This is a genomic window from Halomonas sp. AOP5-B2-8, from assembly GCF_052376475.1.
In the GTDB taxonomy this organism is placed as follows: domain Bacteria; phylum Pseudomonadota; class Gammaproteobacteria; order Pseudomonadales; family Halomonadaceae; genus Vreelandella; species Vreelandella casei.
This window is the reverse complement of record NZ_JBQSVS010000001.1, coordinates 161578-177967: the sequence shown is the minus strand read 5'-3', so window position 1 is coordinate 177967 and position 16390 is coordinate 161578. Positions and strand designations below refer to the sequence as shown.

General features: G+C 55.8%; 16 protein-coding genes. 3 read left to right on the top strand and 13 right to left on the bottom strand.

All coding sequences use genetic code 11. From position 1 onward, the window contains the following. Window positions 1–130 precede the first annotated feature (130 nt). Genes gshA through ACT3RP_RS00745 form a run of 3 tightly spaced genes read left to right on the top strand, consistent with a single transcriptional unit; the run spans window position 131 to window position 3149 of the window. On the top strand, window positions 131–1771 hold the full coding sequence (gshA, locus tag ACT3RP_RS00755) for a glutamate--cysteine ligase (protein WP_483393053.1): 1641 nt from the start codon (window positions 131–133) through the stop codon (window positions 1769–1771). Further along, a complete protein-coding gene (locus tag ACT3RP_RS00750; RefSeq protein ID WP_192536150.1) occupies window positions 1768–2271 on the top strand; it encodes a disulfide bond formation protein B in 504 nt (167 codons plus the stop codon). Before gshA ends, ACT3RP_RS00750 begins: the two co-directional genes overlap by 4 nt. 23 nt (window positions 2272–2294) lie before the next feature. Next, window positions 2295–3149, top strand: a complete 855-nt coding sequence (locus ACT3RP_RS00745) for an alpha/beta hydrolase (RefSeq protein ID WP_483393052.1) — start codon at window positions 2295–2297, stop codon at window positions 3147–3149. A 40-nt stretch (window positions 3150–3189) separates the two neighbouring features. On the opposite strand, the gene ACT3RP_RS00740 is transcribed toward ACT3RP_RS00745, so the two are convergent. The 13 genes from ACT3RP_RS00740 to ACT3RP_RS00680 all read right to left on the bottom strand — a co-directional run bounded on the left by ACT3RP_RS00740 (window position 3190) and on the right by ACT3RP_RS00680 (window position 16005). Next, entirely contained in the window at window positions 3190–3603 is a 414-nt protein-coding gene (locus ACT3RP_RS00740; RefSeq protein ID WP_193062281.1) for a RidA family protein, read from the bottom strand. An 11-nt stretch (window positions 3604–3614) separates the two neighbouring features. Further along, the gene (locus ACT3RP_RS00735) at window positions 3615–4022 is read right to left on the bottom strand and encodes an acyl-CoA thioesterase (protein ID WP_483393051.1); all 408 of its coding nucleotides are present in this window, start codon (window positions 4020–4022) and stop codon (window positions 3615–3617) included. A gap of 67 nt (window positions 4023–4089) precedes the next feature. Next, a complete protein-coding gene (locus ACT3RP_RS00730; RefSeq protein ID WP_192536147.1) occupies window positions 4090–4770 on the bottom strand; it encodes an ABC transporter ATP-binding protein in 681 nt (226 codons plus the stop codon). After that, the gene (locus ACT3RP_RS00725) at window positions 4763–5515 is read right to left on the bottom strand and encodes an ABC transporter ATP-binding protein (RefSeq protein ID WP_192536146.1); all 753 of its coding nucleotides are present in this window, start codon (window positions 5513–5515) and stop codon (window positions 4763–4765) included. Before ACT3RP_RS00725 ends, ACT3RP_RS00730 begins: the two co-directional genes overlap by 8 nt. Further along, the gene (locus tag ACT3RP_RS00720; RefSeq protein ID WP_483393050.1) at window positions 5508–6608 is read right to left on the bottom strand and encodes a branched-chain amino acid ABC transporter permease; all 1101 of its coding nucleotides are present in this window, start codon (window positions 6606–6608) and stop codon (window positions 5508–5510) included. Before ACT3RP_RS00720 ends, ACT3RP_RS00725 begins: the two co-directional genes overlap by 8 nt. Beyond that, complete coding sequence (locus ACT3RP_RS00715; RefSeq protein ID WP_096281254.1) at window positions 6601–7521, bottom strand: branched-chain amino acid ABC transporter permease; 921 nt, start codon at window positions 7519–7521, stop codon at window positions 6601–6603. Before ACT3RP_RS00715 ends, ACT3RP_RS00720 begins: the two co-directional genes overlap by 8 nt. A 63-nt stretch (window positions 7522–7584) precedes the next feature. Continuing rightward, the gene (locus ACT3RP_RS00710) at window positions 7585–8727 is read right to left on the bottom strand and encodes an ABC transporter substrate-binding protein (RefSeq protein WP_096281252.1); all 1143 of its coding nucleotides are present in this window, start codon (window positions 8725–8727) and stop codon (window positions 7585–7587) included. A gap of 16 nt (window positions 8728–8743) precedes the next feature. Beyond that, window positions 8744–10411, bottom strand: a complete 1668-nt coding sequence (locus tag ACT3RP_RS00705; RefSeq protein ID WP_483393049.1) for an AMP-binding protein — start codon at window positions 10409–10411, stop codon at window positions 8744–8746. Window positions 10412–10591: 180 nt separating this feature from the next. After that, window positions 10592–11725, bottom strand: coding sequence for an acyl-CoA dehydrogenase family protein (locus ACT3RP_RS00700; RefSeq protein WP_444671657.1), 1134 nt, complete (start codon window positions 11723–11725; stop codon window positions 10592–10594). Continuing rightward, window positions 11725–12537, bottom strand: a complete 813-nt coding sequence (locus ACT3RP_RS00695; protein ID WP_192536143.1) for an enoyl-CoA hydratase family protein — start codon at window positions 12535–12537, stop codon at window positions 11725–11727. The genes ACT3RP_RS00700 and ACT3RP_RS00695 overlap by 1 nt, the downstream gene beginning before the upstream one ends. Further along, window positions 12534–12986: a MarR family winged helix-turn-helix transcriptional regulator gene (locus tag ACT3RP_RS00690; RefSeq protein WP_193062295.1), complete on the bottom strand. Its 453-nt coding sequence runs from the start codon at window positions 12984–12986 to the stop codon at window positions 12534–12536. Before ACT3RP_RS00690 ends, ACT3RP_RS00695 begins: the two co-directional genes overlap by 4 nt. Then, the gene (locus ACT3RP_RS00685) at window positions 12983–13723 is read right to left on the bottom strand and encodes an SDR family NAD(P)-dependent oxidoreductase (protein ID WP_483393048.1); all 741 of its coding nucleotides are present in this window, start codon (window positions 13721–13723) and stop codon (window positions 12983–12985) included. The genes ACT3RP_RS00690 and ACT3RP_RS00685 overlap by 4 nt, the downstream gene beginning before the upstream one ends. Beyond that, window positions 13720–16005 carry a bifunctional salicylyl-CoA 5-hydroxylase/oxidoreductase gene (locus ACT3RP_RS00680; protein ID WP_483393047.1) on the bottom strand — a complete coding sequence of 762 codons (2286 nt, stop codon included), beginning with the start codon at window positions 16003–16005 and terminating at the stop codon, window positions 13720–13722. Before ACT3RP_RS00680 ends, ACT3RP_RS00685 begins: the two co-directional genes overlap by 4 nt. Window positions 16006–16390 lie beyond the last annotated feature (385 nt).

The window sequence follows — 16390 nt, the reverse complement described above, 5'->3', positions numbered from 1 at the left end:
GATGCCTTGAAAAAAAACATGGTTGCCGCCATATCCTGCCTTTTACTGCGCTAAGCAGAGATGCTGACGATGCCATCTGATTTCACCAAGGCCCGCCGTCGGCGGGCTTTACTGACAAGGAGTGTTCACCTTGACTGAACCACTCACTGTGCCATCCGCGCTGACTGCGCAAGTTGAACGCCTGCTTCCCAGTGCGCGCCTTGGCCGGTTGGGCCGCCTGCGTCGTGGGCTTGAAAAAGAAGGATTGCGAGTTGACGCCAATGGCCATATTGCGCAAACCCCACACCCGCACGCACTGGGCTCTAAGTTAACCCATCCGCATATCACCACCGATTACTCCGAGTCGCTGCTTGAGTACATTACGCCGGTTTACTCACAGCCGGGTGAGGCGCTGTGCTTTTTATCTGACCTGCATACGTTTACCTATCATCATTTAGAAAATGAGTGGATTTGGCCTGGCAGCATGCCGTCTAGGCTGTCTGGCAACGACAGTGTGCCGATTGCCGACTACGGCAGTTCCAATGTTGGCACCATGAAGCATGTTTACCGCAAAGGGTTAGACATGCGCTATGGGCGCATCATGCAGGCGATTGCGGGCGTTCATTACAATGTTTCGTTGCCGGATGATATGTGGCACGCGCTGCGTGAAATGGAAAAAGCCACCAATATCCCCTTCAACGATTATCGCTCCACCCGCTATTTCGGCATGATTCGTCATTTCCGCCGTCATAGCTGGTTATTGCTGTATTTATTTGGTGCGTCACCGGCCATCGATAAAAGCTTTCTGCCTGCAGGCAATGTGCCTGATAAGCTGCAGTCGCTCAGTGACGACACTTATTTTGCGCCTTACGCGACGACCCTGCGTATGTCGGATCTTGGGTACCAAAATAAAGTGCAGTCGCAGCTTAAAATCTGTTTTAACTCGCTGTCGAATTACGTTAATACGCTGCGTCACGCGATCTCATCGCCATGGCCCGACTATGAAGCAATGGGTGTTAACGTAGATGGCGAGTGGCGCCAGTTAAACGCTAACATTCTGCAAATTGAGAACGAATATTACAGCGATATTCGCCCCAAACGTGTCGCTAAGCACAACGAAACGCCAAGTCAGGCGCTGGAAGCCCGTGGCGTGGAATATATCGAAGTGCGCTGCTTAGATCTCAATCCCTTCGATCCGCTTGGCGTGAATGAAGTCCAAATGCGCTTTGTGGACACGTTTTTGATGTGGTGCCTGCTCAGCGACAGCCCATGGATTTCCGACGAGGAATGTGACCGCTTAGACGACAATCGTCGTTGGGTTGTCGAGCGCGGTCGTGATCCCGAGCTTAAGCTGTTTAATAATGGTAAACCCACTTCGGTGAGCGGGTGGGGCGAACAGATCTTTGCGGAAATGGGCGAAGTGGCCCGCCTGCTTGACGGAGTAGAAGAAGGTGCACCGCACGCAGAGGCATTAGCGAGCCTTGCACCTAGGCTGAGTGACCCCACACTTACGCCTTCCGCTCAGGTGCTCGAACGGCTGAAGGAAAACGGCGGCTCGTTAAGTGATTTGATGCTGAGTTTGGCCCAAGAGCAGGCGGAGCAGCTGAAGGCGGCGCCGATGCAGCGCTGTCGTGAAGCGTTATTAGCCCAGCTAATTGAAACGTCGCACCAACAGCAGCACGATATTGAAGCCGCTGACCAAGAGTCGTTTTCTGAGTTCTTACAGGTTTACTTTACTAAAGCACGCGAATCCCGCGCTTTATCGGCGCTACCTTCTGAGGCTCGCCAATGATCCTGCACTCTTTTCGCTCAATAGCCCTGGCCGGTTTAGCTTTCTGTGTATTGATGATGGCGGTCGCTCTTGGTCTTGAGCATATCGGCGGCTATGAACCCTGCCCACTGTGTATTTTTCAGCGCGTAGCGGTGATTGCGGCTGGTATTGTGTTCGCCATTGCAGCCATACATAACCCTGCAGGCCGCGTCGGCAAAGTCATTTACGGGCTGTTATCGCTGGCGGCCGTTGGAGCCGGTGTCTTTGTTGCCGGGCGCCACGTGTGGTTGCAATCACTGCCGGCTGACGAGGTTCCTTCATGCGGGCCTGGGCTTGAATACATGATGGATATCCTGCCCATGCGGGACGTCGTGTCCATGGTGTTAAACAGCTCGGGTGAGTGTGCCAATATCGATTTCTCGTTGCTAGGCCTCTCACTGCCTGCCTGGACGTTGATCGGTTTTGCCATCTTGGCGATCGCCGTGCTGCGTATGCTAGTGCTAGCCGTGCGTCAACGTTAAGGCTATGTGACAAGGAGTACGGCGTGCTTTACAAACACTTTGCCTGCCAAGAAGAGATCGATCGTGCCTACGACCCGATGCTGGGTCGTGACCCGATGGTGTTGGTAAATGATTGGCGGCAGCGCAGCGAGGCATCGCGGGAAAACCATCGCGTCACCTTGGATCTTGCTTATGGCCCTTCGCTTGCTGAACGTATGGATATCTTCCATGCCGATGGGCCTAAAGCGCCCGTGCATGTGTTCTTTCACGGCGGCTACTGGCGCTCACTTAGTCATCGTGAATTTAGCTTTATCGTCGATGACCTCGTTAAATCCGGTATCACGGTGGCGGTGGTTAACTATGCGCTGTGCCCTCAGGTGCGCTTTAGCGAGCTGGTGCGGCAGACTCAGGCGGCGGTGGCTTACGTGTCTCGTCATGCCGCCGAGCTGGGCATTGATGCGGGTGAGCTGAGTATTTCAGGGCACTCAGCGGGCGGGCACCTGTGTGCCATGCTGATGTCGACCGACTGGCAGGGCACGTTTGGCTTGCCGAACGAACTGATTCGTGGCGCGCTGTGCGTGAGCGGCTTATACGATCTACGGCCATTTCCGTGGTCGTGGCTGCAGCCTAAGCTTCAGCTGACGGGTCGTGATGTACACGAACTCAGCCCGTTAGGGCTAGCGTGTCGGGTGCCTGCGCCTATGCATCTCGTGGCAGGTGAGCTGGAGCTGGATGGATTTCAAGACCAAATGAGCGCCTATAGCGAGCATGTGAGCCAGCACGGGCAGCACGTTACCCAGCAGCTAATCCCCAACGTGGATCACTTCTCGATACTAGAACACTATCTTAACGATGGGTGCTTTGTGGGATGGATTAAAGCGTTTCACGGCTTAAGCTAGCGCCCCGCTAGGGGCGCTGTTTATGGCTGTGAGGCGAAAATTAGGCGGAAGGTATTACCGCCGTCGCTTCGATCTCTACTTTAGCCTGGTCTTCGACAAGCCCCGCCACCTGCACCATCGTCATCGCTGGAAAATGCTTGCCGAGCACTTCGCGATAGGCGGCGCCTACGTCTTTAAGGCGGGCTAAATACTCCTTCTTGTCCGTCACGTACCAGGTTAAACGTACCAGGTGCTCTGGGCCTGCTCCCGCCTCTTGTAGTACGGCCACAATGTTTTGCAGCGCTTGGTTAACCTGCACAGCAAAGTCGTCGCTTTCAAAGACATGCTCGGCATTCCAGCCAATCTGCCCGCCGACAAAAACAGTCTGGCCGGAGGCAAGCACGCCATTGGCATAGCCTACGGCTGCCTTCCAGTGAGAAGGATGAAGAAGCTGATGAAAGGTGGCGTCACTCATTAGGGCTATCCTTATAGGTTATCAACGGTAATGTGCTGGCGTATCGCGTCGGTCCATGGCATAGACTTACCGCTCGTTAAATCCATAAATACTAGAGTAGAATAACTTGTTAGGCGTTTTTGTTCGCCGCAGTAAGCAACGATTTTAAGGTCCAGACTACTGCGTCCAACGGCCTGAACGGTTAATTCAAAGTTAAGCAGTTCGCCGAGCCGGCTAGGCGCGTGAAACTGTGTGTCGATAGCGGCGGTGGGCACTCCGGTGCCGCTTTCAATATGCAGTTGATTAAAATCGTGCTGCACAACTTCCTCAAACCAATCTTCGACGACCGAGTTGATCAGCTCAAAATAGCGAGGATAAAAAACGATTCCCGCCGGATCACAGTGCTGAAAGCGGACTTTTCGCTGGCTTGTAAACGTCATGGCGCTTTCCCCTGTTGTTATTCTCAATGACATGTCCAGATTCTCAACGACGTGTCTGGAATCTCAACTACACGCCCAGATAGCGGTCGCGCACCGCGCTGTCCAATGCCGCCGGCTTGCCATCCCAGACAGTGCTGCCTTTTTCAAGAATGGTGCAGCGGTCAGCGATGGGTAGAATCTCACTTAATGATTTATCCACGAGCAGCGTTGCCTGGCCTTGTTCTTTGAGCAGACGAATCGCCCGCCATATTTCCTGACGAATTACCGGAGCCAGGCCTTCTGTGGCTTCATCCAACACCAGCAGGCGCGGGTTAGTCATCAGCGCGCGCCCAATCGCCAGCATTTGCTGCTCACCGCCAGAAAGCGTTTTGGCCATTTGTGTCCGGCGCTCTTCCAAGCGCGGAAATAATGTTTCCACCCGCTCTAATGTCCACTCGCCCGGGCGGGCGGTGACCAGCAGGTTTTCGCGTACGGAAAGATTGGGAAAGCAGCGGCGCCCCTCTGGCACTAAGCCCAAACCCGCTTTGGCGATTCGATAGGCGGGCAGGCGGCGTAGATTCTGAGATTCAAACTCTATCGTGCCGCGGCTGGCTGGCGTGAGGCCGAATATAGAGCGAATGGTGGTGGTTTTTCCCATTCCATTGCGCCCCATCAATGCGACCATCTCACCCGCATTGACTTCGAGATTAACGCCAAACAGCGCCTGGGAAGGGCCATAAAAGGTTTCAATATCTGCAATCTTAAGCATCTGAATCTCCCAGGTACGCTTCACGGACGCGTGGGTCCTGTTTAATCGCCTCGCTGTCGCCATGGGCAATGACGCTTCCGGAGACCAGCACTGAAATGCGATCAGCAAGGCGAAACACTGCTTCCATATCGTGTTCAATCAGCAGAATCGGGACTTCAAGTTTCAGCGCTTCAAGCAGCTCAGTGAGCTTGGCAGAGCCCTCTGGGCCTAAACCTGCCATGGGTTCGTCCAACAGCAGGGCGCGCGGCTTCAGTGCCAGAGCGCAGGCCACTTCTACTTGGCGGCGCTCGCCGTGAGAAAGCTCAAATACCGGCGTCCAGGCACGGTGGCTTAACTGCATGCGCTCCAGCGCCTCATAAGCGGGTTCAAGCAGGCGCTGGTCGCTGGCAACCGGGCGCCAGAAACGAAAGCTGTGACTTTGTAGCGCTTGAACGCCCATCATCACGTTACGCATTACCGATAGCGGCTCAGCCAGTGAAGACACCTGAAAGCTACGTCCTAGCCCTAGACGAGCGCGCTGGGCAATGCTCATGCCGGTAATCTCGGTATCGGCTAAATAAACGTGTCCTTCATCCGGGCGTATATTGCCGGCAATTTGCCCAATCAGCGTTGATTTTCCCGCGCCGTTAGGGCCAATCAGCGCATGAATTTCCCCACGCTTAAGCTCCAGCGAGACATCGTTCGTCGCCTGCAGAGCGCCAAAGCGTTTATGCAGATTTTGCAGTGAAAGGACGCTATCACTCATTGCGTTCTCTCCCTGCCAGCCAGCCCATGATCCCGTGCTTGGCAAATAGCACGACGCCCAGTAGCACGAGCCCTAGAAAGAGCTGCCAGTACTGCGTGATACCGCCCAGGAAGGTTTCCATCATTACAAACAAAATCGCCCCGGCTAGGGGGCCGTAAAGACGCCCTACGCCGCCTAAAATCACAATTACCATCAGCTCTCCCGAGAAATGCCAGCTCAGCACTGACGGGCTAACAAAACCATTAAGATCTGCATAGAGTGCGCCCGCCAGCCCGGTAATGGCGGCAGAAATTACAAACGCCATCAGGCGAATCGGGTAGGGGCTGACGCCTGCAGTAGCTAGGCGCACGTCGTTTAAGCGCGCCATGGTGAGCGCCGCGCCAAAGCGCGACTTCATCAGCCGGGAGGTAATCGCCATTGCCATGACCAGGCCACCAAAGCAGATCAGAAAATAGGTCAACGCATTGGTGGTATCGACCAGTGGCAGGCTATTGCGTATGTAGATGGGCAGGCCGTCTTCACCACCGTAGGTGGGCCAGGAGTTAGCAAAGTAATAAATCATCTGAGCAAAGGCGAGGGTGATCATAATGAAGTACACCCCGGTCGTACGCAGCGATATAGCGCCGATCGCCAGTGCCAGCAGTGCGCATAGCAGGGCAGCGGCTAGCCACACTACTAGTAAGCTGTCGCTGCCCGGAATGCTCATAGGCCAGGTCATAAACGGCGTGAAATCAAACGCATGATAAGCGCTGATGCCTGCCACGTAGCCCCCCAGGCCGAAATACGCCGCATGGCCAAAGCTGACCATGCCACCATAGCCAATGGCCAGATTAAGTCCGACCGCCGCCATGGCAATAATGGTGATGCGCGAGGCTAAATTAACGTAGTAGAGGTGGCCAAAAAAATACGCCGCCACGGGCAATAACAACAGCAGCCCAAGCAACGCAATTTGCACCAGCCCTTTGCGGCCAAAGTGGCTGTCTGCCTGATTAGCTGGCGCAGCGCCTGAGCCGCCTGAGGAGTGCTTCGGAATAAAAGCGCGATCGCTGTTAGAGGTAGACGATACGTCAGAGGTAGGAATGTTATTAGTCATGGGCGGCAAACAGTCCTTTTGGCTTAAAGGCGAGTATCACGGCCATGAGGATATAAATCAGCATTGCCGCCAGCGCCGCGCCAACCCCGCTGGCCTCAGAAGGAGGCATGAACGCACGGAAGAAAATCGGCAAATAGACGCGCCCAAGCGTATCCACAAGCCCGACTAGCAGCGCACCGAGTAGCGCGCCTTTTATCGAGCCAATACCGCCAATCACGATGACCACAAAGGCCAGAATAAGCACCGGCTCACCCATGCCCACCTGCACCGACTGCAGCGCGCCCACCAGGGCGCCGGCTAACCCCGCTAGCGCGGCGCCTAAGGCAAACACGACGGTATACAGCTTTGAAATATTCACGCCGAGTGCGCCAATCATTTCGCGGTCGCTTTCACCGGCTCGAATGCGCATGCCTAAGCGTGTTTTAGAGATCAGGAAGTAAAGCGCGATTGAAATAACAATGCCGACGCCAATCAGCATTAGCCGATAAAGCGGGTAGCGGGTGTCGCCCGGCAGGGTGACGAATCCGGTTAGCCAAGATGGCGGGCTTAGTCGCATGGGCGACGAGCCAAAAATCCAACGTGTCCCTTCCGAAAAAATCAAAATAAGCGCAAACGTTGCCAATACCTGGTCGAGGTGAGGGCGATGATAAAGCCTGCGTATGACCAACAGTTCAACCAGCGCACCGACCAAGGCTGCTGCCGTCATGCCCGCTGCCAGCCCCATCAGAAAAGAGCCCGTTGACGCCGTCACCGCCGCAGTGGCGTAGGCGCCCACCATGTAAAAAGAACCGTGGGCGAGATTGATCAGCCCCATCACCCCGAATACCAGAGTGAGGCCGCTGGCCATCAGAAACAGCATCGTGCCAAGCTGTACGCCGTTGAGTATTTGCTCGATTAGCAGTGTCACGGACACGTTAGTTAACCTTTGCGAAGGAAGAGAGTAAAGGCTGGGTGATAGCACCCAGCCGCGGCGATATTACATCTGGCACTCTTCAAAGTAGACGTCTTGAATATCTTCAATGGCGATACCCAGCAAGCGATTGGTGGGCTGGCCATCGTCACCTTCTACGACTTCGCGAACGTAAATGTCTTGGATCGGGTGTTGGTTAGGGCCAAAGCGGAAATCTCCGCGCACGCTGTCAAAGTCTGCTGCGCGCAGCGCTTCGCGGAAGGCGTCTTTATCATCAGGATGAGCGACCTCAAGCGCGCTAAGGATTAAATTAGCCGTGTCATACCCTTGAGCGGCATAGAGCGTTGGCGTGCGGTCATAGGCTTCTCGGAAGCCTTCGACAAAGCGCTCATTGGCGTCATTCTCTAAGTCGTAAGCCCACAGTGACGTGTTGCGTGCACCAATCGCCGCACTGCCTACCGCTTTGATTAGGATTTCATCAAACGAGAACGCCGCGCCAAAGATCGGCATGTCGACCCCAGATCCTTCCCATTGCTTCATGAACGAAATGCCCATTCCGCCGGGTAAGAAGAAGAACAGGCTATCGGCATCGCTGGCACGAATTTGGGCAATTTCAGCGGCGTAGTCGGTTTGGCCCATCTGGGTGTAAAGCTCGTCAACAACCTCGCCTTCATAAAGGTGTTTAAAGCCCGCTAAGGCATCGGTGCCTGCCGGGTAGTTAGGCGCCATGATGATTGGCCGCTCATAGCCTTGTTCGCGCATGTAAGCGCCCATGGCGCCGTGCAGGTTGTCATTCTGATACGCGACGTTGAAGTAGTTCTCGTGGCACATGCGGCCCGCTAAATCGGAAGGCCCTGCGTTGGGAGAAAGATAGAAGGTGCCCTGGCGCACGACGGCAGGCACCACGGCCATTGCCAAATTAGACCAGATGATGCCGGTCAGAATGTCGACTTCATCACGCTGCATAAACTCATTGGCTAAGCTGCGCGCGAGGTCCGGGCGATTAGCATCGTCTTGAATTAAGACCTCAACATCGTCACGGCCCGACTGTTCAAGCGCCAGCATAAAGCCATCGCGAACATCTACACCTAAGTGCGAGCCGCCCCCTGACAGGGTCGTGATCATGCCAATTTTGACGTCATCAGCGTGCGCTGTCGCCAAGCTTGAAGAGAGCAGTAAGCCAAGGCCCAAGCGAGTTATCTGTTTCATAGCAATTCCCTCATTATTAAATCGTTTTGTTGCTTGTGTTAGTGCCAGGAGAGTCAGCGCTGGGGTAGTGCTCTTGGCTCAAGCGAAAACGCTGAACCTTTCCCGTTGTTGTTTTTGGCAGAGCTTCAATGAAACGTATGGAACGAGGATACTTATACGGTGCAATGGTCTGCTTTACGAAGTCTTGTAGCATTTGCTGACAAGCTTCATCTTGCTGAAATCCATCGTTTAAAACCACAAAAGCTTCGACAATTTGGCCGCGGGCCTGGTTAGGCGCCCCGATCACCGCACATTCTTTCACCGCGGGATGGGCGAGCAATGCCGCTTCGACCTCTGGGCCGGCAATGTTATAGCCTGCCGAGATGATCATGTCGTCGTTGCGAGCGGCGAAATGGAAGTAGCCATCTTCATCCTGATAAAACGCATCGCCGGTGATATTCCAACCATCAGTGACATACCTGCGCTGGCGCTGGTCGGCTAAATAGCGGCAGCCGGTCGGGCCGCGTACCGCCAGTTTGCCGACCGTGCCGCGGGGTACATCGTGCATTGCATCATCCACGATGCGTGCCTCGTAGCCAGTTACCGGTTTGCCCGTGCAGTTAGGGCGGTGGTCGTCCAGCCGATTAGAGATGAAGATATGCAGCATTTCCGTCGCCCCGATACCGTCAAGAATCGGTGTGCCCGTTTGCTTTATCCAGTCATGATAAATCGGTGCAGGCAGCGTTTCGCCCGCCGAAATAGCCACCCGCAGGCTGCTTAGGTCCGCTTGAGTAGTGGGTGCCGAGAGCATTGCCCGGTAAGCCGTTGGCGCTGTAAATACCACCGTGGCCCGATACTCGCGGATAATATCCATCATATTAGGCGGCGAGGCGTGTTCAAGTAACACGGCCGTAGCGCCAAAGCGGAGTGGGAATATTGCCAGCCCACCCAGGCCGAAAGTGAAGGCCAGCGGAGGAGAGCCGACGAAGACATCCTCTGGCGTGACCTGCAGGACTTCTTTGGCGTAACCGTCAGCAACCGCCAGCAGGTCGCGATGAAAATGCATGGTGGCTTTTGGTGGGCCGGTGGTGCCGGAAGTAAAGCCTAGCAGCGCGACGTCGTCGGCTGCGGTATCTACCGCGTCAAACGTGGCGGGTTTGCCTAGTGCTAAACGGTCAAGTTCCGCATCATGATTGGCGGTGCCATCAAAGCCCACGATGCGTTTCAGAACCGGGCACTGTTGCTGGCATTCCAGCAGTTCGTCGAGCAGGCGTGTATCGCATAAGGCCAGGCTAATATCTGCCTTATCAATCACCTGGCTCAGCTCTTTCGTGCGCAGCATGGGCATAGTGTTAACCACTACGGCACCGGCCTTGGTGGCGGCTAGCCAGCAGGCGACCATGGCCGGGTTATTCGCTGAGCGAATCAGCACTCGCTGGCCGGGCATGATGCCTAAGTCTTCTACCAATACGTGCGCCAGCCGGTTGGTCCATTCGGTGAGCTCGCGATAGGTGCGGCGACGGCCGTTGCCCGCTAAGGCAATGTGTTCACCAAAGCCTTGGGATAGCAGCCGGTCGCAGAGTTCCACGCCGGCATTGAGCCGTTGAGGATAATCGCAGCCTGCGAGCAAAAACGCGGGTTGGCAATCAATGGGTGGCAGGTTATCCCGCGCAAAAGTATCAGCATGGGCTGACTGGATGTACATGACCAACCTCCGTATTCGGTGTCGTTGTTTATTCCTGCCCACGTCCTGGCTCTGTCTTAAATACGTCTTAAATACGTCTTAAGTGCGCCGTGGGCAGGGATACGGTGTCTGGCGTAATGTTTTATTGTTTTGGATAAAACTTACTCAAGCGGTGTGGCTTCTGGCTGTTTATTTGTCTGCTTATTCCTCGGCGAGCATGCTGCGGGCGATCACTATTTTTTGTACGTCGGACGCGCCTTCATAAATACGCAGCGCGCGGATTTCCCGGTAGAGGCTTTCGATGATATGGCCTTTACGTACGCCGTCACCGCCATGCAGCTGAACGGCCTGATCAATCACGAGCTGTGCTTGATCGGTGGCAAAAAGCTTGGCCATCGCCGCTTCACGGGTAACACGTTCAGCGCCTTGGTCTTTGGTCCAGGCGGCGCGATACACCAATAGGGCGGCGGCATCGACGTTCAGTGCCATATCGGCTAAGTGGCCCTGCACCATCTGCAGATCAGAAAGCGTGGCGCCGAATAGCTCGCGAGAGCGGCTGCGAGACAACGACTCATCGAGCGCCCTGCGTGCGAAACCGAGGGCCGCGGCACCTACCGTTGAGCGGAAGACATCCAGTACCGACATGGCAATGCGAAAACCTTGCCCGGCTTGGCCGATCAGCGCGCTGGCCGGCAGCAGCATATCGTTAAAGCCCAGCCGCGCTAACGGATGAGGCGCTACAGACTCCAGGCGCTCACGAATTTCCAGCCCTGGGGTATCGGCGGGCACTAGAAAGGCGGAAAGCCCTTTGGCGCCTGGGCCTTCACCGGTGCGAGCGAATACCGTGTAAATATCAGCAATGCCGCCGTTGGAAATCCAGGTTTTTTCGCCATTGATACGGTAGCTGTCGCCGTCGCGCTCAGCCGTGGTGTCCAGCTGGGCCACGTCTGAGCCAGAGCGAGGCTCGCTGAGAGCAAACGCCGAAAGCGCTTCGCCGCGGCGGGTTTTATCCAGCCACTTTTTCTGTTCATCGCTGCCGTATTGATTGATTGCGCCGGTGCCCAGCCCCTGCATGGCAAAGGCAAAGTCGGCCAATCCATCGTGGCGAGCCAGCGTTTCGCGAATCAGGCACAGGCTGCGCACGTCGATATGCTCGCCCGAGGTACCTTGTAAGAAGCCCGCCGCGCCCAGGTCGTGCACAAGCTGCACGCAGGTCGCATCCACATCGCTATGGTCGCGGGGCAGCTGTGCTTGGCACCACGCTTCAAGCTGCTCAGAAAGCTCGCGGTGCTTAGCCTCAAAGAAGGGCCATGCTAGGAAGCTCTTGTCGCTCATCAGTCCCCCTTGAACTCAGGTTTTTGTTTGGCTACAAAGGCGTGGTAGGCGCGTTCAAAGTCATTGGTTTGCATGCAGATAGCCTGCGCCTGCGCTTCTGATTCAATGGCCTGCTCTAGGCTCATCGACCACTCCTGGTTAAGCTGTGTTTTGGTAATGCTGTGGCCGAAGGTAGGCCCTTGAGCCAGGCGGGTGGCGTAAGCAAGGGCGTCGTCAATGAGCGACTCAGGGGCCACTACGCGGTTATAAAAGCCCCACTGCAGGCCTTCCTCGGCGCTCATGCTGCGCCCGCTGTAGAGCAAATCCGCCGCTCGGCCTTGGCCGATAATGCGCGGTAGTATCGCGCAGGCGCCCATGTCGCAACCCGCCAGCCCCACGCGAGTAAACAGAAATGCGGTGCTGGCGCGGGGGGTGGCAAAGCGGATATCCGAGGCCATGGCGATAATCGCCCCGGCACCGACGCAAATGCCGTCGACGGCGGCGATAATCGGTTTGCCGCAATTCAGCATCGCTTTGACCAAGTCGCCGGTCATACGGGTGAATTCGAGCAGCCCTTTCATGTCGCGGCCTACCAGAGGGCCGATAATTTCATGCACATCGCCGCCCGAGCAGAAGTTATCGCCGTTAGCGGTGAACACCACCGCGTGAACATCCGAAGCGTAGGCAAGGTCGCGAAAGGTATCGCGAAGCTCAGCGTAGCTTTCGAAGGTCAGCGGGTTTTTACGTTCCGGGCGATTCAGCCGAATAACCGCGACGTCACCTTTCATTTCCCAGATAAAGTGCTCGGGGACTAATTCCTTCATGCTTTTCATTTTATTGTTCTCGTATCGGTAGGTAAGCGGTGAAGCAGCTCGCCTATATGATGGGCATCCGCTTCGGTGACTTCTTCAAACAGTGCATTCACCCAGCGCTCATGGGCAGCGGCCATGCCGTTAAAGCTTTCCTGGCCTGTCTCGGTAAGGCACACGCGGGTGGCACGACGGTCGCCTTCAATCGCAATGCGCTGCACGAAGCCATCTTCCACCAAACGATCAATAATGCCGGTGACGTTGCCGTTGGAAACCCGCAGGCGGCGAGATAGCTCATTCATTTTCAGGCCTTCTGCATTGGCAGATAAAGCGGCCATGACGTCAAAGCGCGGCAGCGTAGAGTCATATTCCGTGCGCAGGCGCTCACGCAGCGCGGACTCCACCTGGCGGGTAACGCGCAGCATGCGCAGCCACAAGCGCAGGCGCTCTTTGGTTAAACGTTCGTCCGTCATACTTCACCGCCCGAAATAGAGATTGCCTGCCCGGTTATCGCGCTGCTGTTGGGGCCACATAGCCAAAGGGCCGTAGCACTGACTTCCGCCGGTGTGACCAATCGCCCGGTCGGGTTAGTCGATGCAAAGTGCGAGGTTGCCTGCTCGGCTGACTGGCCTGTTTTAGCCACAATGGTGTCAACGCTGGCAGCCAATAACGGCGTGTCGGTAAAGCCGGGGCACAGTGCATTTACGGTAATGTTGCGCGTGGCGGTTTCGATAGCCAAGGCACGTACCAGGCCGACCACGCCATGCTTTGCCGCGCAGTAAGCGCCTACATAGGCATAGCCTTTAAGGCCTGCAGTTGACGCGACGGCAATCAGGCGGCCGCCGTCGTTCAACTGCTTCAGGCCTTCGCGTAGCGTGAGAAACACGCCGCTAAGATTAACGTTGAGCATGCGCTGCCACTGTTCAAACGATGTTTTTGCGAAGGATGCGCTTTCTGCCGCACCCGCGTTTGCAACCACAATGTCGACCCTGCCAAGCTGTGCAAAAAAAGCCACCATGGCTGCTTCGTCGGTGACATCAACGACTGCTAAATGAATACCACGATGCTGGTCAGCGACGGCTTTAAGAGCCGCTTCGCGACGCCCGATAATCGTCACCTCAGCCCCTGCATTCGCAAAAGCCAGCGCCATGTCGGCGCCGATACCGCTACCGCCGCCGGTAATTACCGCTCGCTTGCCGGTCAGGCTCATACCCAGCCCTCGCCACGTTCTGCCAAACGCTGTAGCTGATCGGCACCTGCTCGGTAGGGCGCGGGCCACTCAACGTCGCTGTCGCCTAGCCCTGCCGCTACGTGAAGAAGCCAGTAAGGGTCAGCAAGATGAGGGCGGGCGATACAGACTAGATCGGCGCGACCGGCCATCAGAATCGAGTTCACGTGGTCGGCTTGGTAAATATTGCCCACGGCCATAGTGGCAATCGGTGTCTCGTTGCGTATGCGGTCAGAAAACGGCGTTTGGAACATGCGCCCATACACCGGCTTAGCCTGTGGCGACGTTTGCCCGGCTGAAACATCGATGATATCGACCTGGGCATCGCGCAGACGCTTGGCAATCTCAACGGCATCATCGGGAGTAATGCCTTCTTCGCCGCACCAGTCGTTGGCGGAAATACGCACCGACAGCGGCTTATGGGCCGGCCAAACGCTGCGCACGGCGTTAATTACTTCCAGCGGGTAGCGGAGTCGGTTATCAAGGCTACCGCCGTACTCATCGTCGCGGTGGTTGGTCAGCGGGGTAATAAATGAAGAGAGCAAATAGCCGTGTGCCGCATGAATCTCAATCATGTCAAAGCCCGCACGATCAGCCATCTGCGCGGCGCTGACAAACGCATCGCGCACGCGGTCCATATCGTCGCGGTCCATCGCTTTGGGTACTTGGTTACGCGCGGCCCACGGCACAGCAGAGGCTGAAAGCAGCGGCCAGTTGCCGTCGGCAAGCGGGGCATCCATCTCTTCCCAGCCCAGCTGAGTGGAGCCTTTAGCCCCGGAGTGGCCCAGCTGCGCGCACAGTTTGGCCTTGGTTTCTGCGTGTACAAAATCACACAGCCTGCGCCACGCCGCCTCGTGTTCGGGGGCGTACAGCCCCGGGCAACCTGGGGTAATCCGGCCGGTGGGGCTAACACAGGTCATTTCGGTATACACCAAGCCTGCGCCGCCTTTAGCGCGCTCAGCGTAATGGCTAAAATGCCAATCGGTAGGGCAGCCATCAATGGCCTTATACTGCGCCATGGGTGAGACCACGACGCGATTGGTCAGCGTCATATCACGCAGCTGGTAAGGCGCGAACATCGGCGCACGAGCGCTGCCAGGGTTGCCTGCTTGGGTTTGAAACCAGCGCTCAGCGCTTTCTAACCATTGCGGGTCGCGCACGCGCAGATTTTCATGGCTAATGCGCTGGGAGCGCGTCAATAGCGAATAGTTGAACTGCACCGGGTCGAGATCTAAATAGCGCTCTACTTCTTCAAACCATTCGGTAGAGTTGCGGGCGGCTGACTGTAAGCGCAGTACCTCGAAACGACGATCTTCTTCATAGCGGGCAACCGCCGTGGCGATGCTGCTCTCACTGTGCAGGCAGTTAGCCAGGGCAATGGCGCTTTCTAGCGCGAGCTTGGAGCCCGAACCAATCGAGAAATGCGCCGTCGCGGCGGCATCGCCCATGAGCACGACGTTTTCATAGCGCCACTGTTCACACAGCACGCGCGGGAAGTTGATCCACGCCGAACCGCGCACATGGTGGGCATTGGTCATCAGCGGGTGCCCACCTAAGTGCTTGGCAAAAATGCGTTCGCAGACGTCAATAGATGCCTGCTGGCTCAGCTCGCCGAAGCCAAACGCCTGCCAGGTGGCTTCACTGCATTCGACGATAAAGGTCGCTGTGTCGTTATCAAACTGATAGGCGTGCGCCCAGACCCAGCCATGTTCGGTCTTTTCGAAGATAAAGGTGAAGGCATCGTTAAAGGTTTGGTGCGTTCCTAGCCAGACAAACTTGCACGCCCGGACATCGATGTCCGGTTTGAAATGTTCCGCGTAGGTTTGGCGAGTACGAGAGTTAAGGCCATCGGCGGCCAGTACCAAATCGTACTCGTGCCGATAACGGTCGATGCTGGCTTGCGTGGCATCGGTTTCAAAGCACATCTCAACGCCCAGTTCACGAGCGCGTGCCTGTAATAGAATCAATAGCTGACGCCGACCAATGCCACAAAAGCCGTGGCCGGTGGAAACGGTTTTAACGCCTTTATGGACGACCGCCACATCATCCCAATAAGCGAAATGTTCGCGAATACGCGCTGCACTCACTGGGTCATTGGCTGCAAGGTTATCTAAGGTTTCGTCTGATAAAACCACGCCCCAGCCGAACGTATCGTCTGCACGGTTGCGCTCGATGACTACGATGTCATGGGAAGGGTCCTGCAGTTTCATGCTGATGGCAAAATAAAGGCCGGCTGGCCCTCCACCGAGGCAGGCGATTCTCATTTTTGTTCTCCACAGGGAAACACACTCTTTTCTGAAGATAGAAAAAGAAGCAATAAAATTCAAGCATAAAATGTTTAGGTTTAAAATATATTTTCAAAAGACCTGCTACTACGTGCTTTGCTCGCAAAAGACACCGGAAGGTGAGAGCATAAAAAAGTTAAAACCACGCCACGGCCTGCTGCTTGGGGGCGCTTGCCATCGGCCATAGAAGAAAGTGTTATGGTGGTTGAGTCTTTAGTGCTATGGAAACCGTACTGGCTGGGATTGACAGGGGTGGAGAGAGAAGTGAATCTAAGCCTATTCAATGCTAATCGCGGTTAAACGAGCCGTTAAGTAAATACTTACGTATAGGATTATGCAGAGCGTCACGCGTAATTATAAAGAG

Coding starts and splice junctions, on each gene's coding strand:
- ACT3RP_RS00750 (WP_192536150.1), top strand. CDS start 1,768: ATGATCCTGCACTCTTTTCGCTCAATAGCCCTGGCCGGTTTAGCTTTC.
- ACT3RP_RS00740 (WP_193062281.1), bottom strand. CDS start 3,603: ATGAGTGACGCCACCTTTCATCAGCTTCTTCATCCTTCTCACTGGAAG.
- ACT3RP_RS00735 (WP_483393051.1), bottom strand. CDS start 4,022: ATGACGTTTACAAGCCAGCGAAAAGTCCGCTTTCAGCACTGTGATCCG.
- ACT3RP_RS00730 (WP_192536147.1), bottom strand. CDS start 4,770: ATGCTTAAGATTGCAGATATTGAAACCTTTTATGGCCCTTCCCAGGCG.
- ACT3RP_RS00725 (WP_192536146.1), bottom strand. CDS start 5,515: ATGAGTGATAGCGTCCTTTCACTGCAAAATCTGCATAAACGCTTTGGC.
- ACT3RP_RS00720 (WP_483393050.1), bottom strand. CDS start 6,608: ATGACTAATAACATTCCTACCTCTGACGTATCGTCTACCTCTAACAGC.
- ACT3RP_RS00710 (WP_096281252.1), bottom strand. CDS start 8,727: ATGAAACAGATAACTCGCTTGGGCCTTGGCTTACTGCTCTCTTCAAGC.
- ACT3RP_RS00705 (WP_483393049.1), bottom strand. CDS start 10,411: ATGTACATCCAGTCAGCCCATGCTGATACTTTTGCGCGGGATAACCTG.
- ACT3RP_RS00700 (WP_444671657.1), bottom strand. CDS start 11,725: ATGAGCGACAAGAGCTTCCTAGCATGGCCCTTCTTTGAGGCTAAGCAC.
- ACT3RP_RS00695 (WP_192536143.1), bottom strand. CDS start 12,537: ATGAAAAGCATGAAGGAATTAGTCCCCGAGCACTTTATCTGGGAAATG.
- ACT3RP_RS00690 (WP_193062295.1), bottom strand. CDS start 12,986: ATGACGGACGAACGTTTAACCAAAGAGCGCCTGCGCTTGTGGCTGCGC.
- ACT3RP_RS00685 (WP_483393048.1), bottom strand. CDS start 13,723: ATGAGCCTGACCGGCAAGCGAGCGGTAATTACCGGCGGCGGTAGCGGT.
- ACT3RP_RS00680 (WP_483393047.1), bottom strand. CDS start 16,005: ATGAGAATCGCCTGCCTCGGTGGAGGGCCAGCCGGCCTTTATTTTGCC.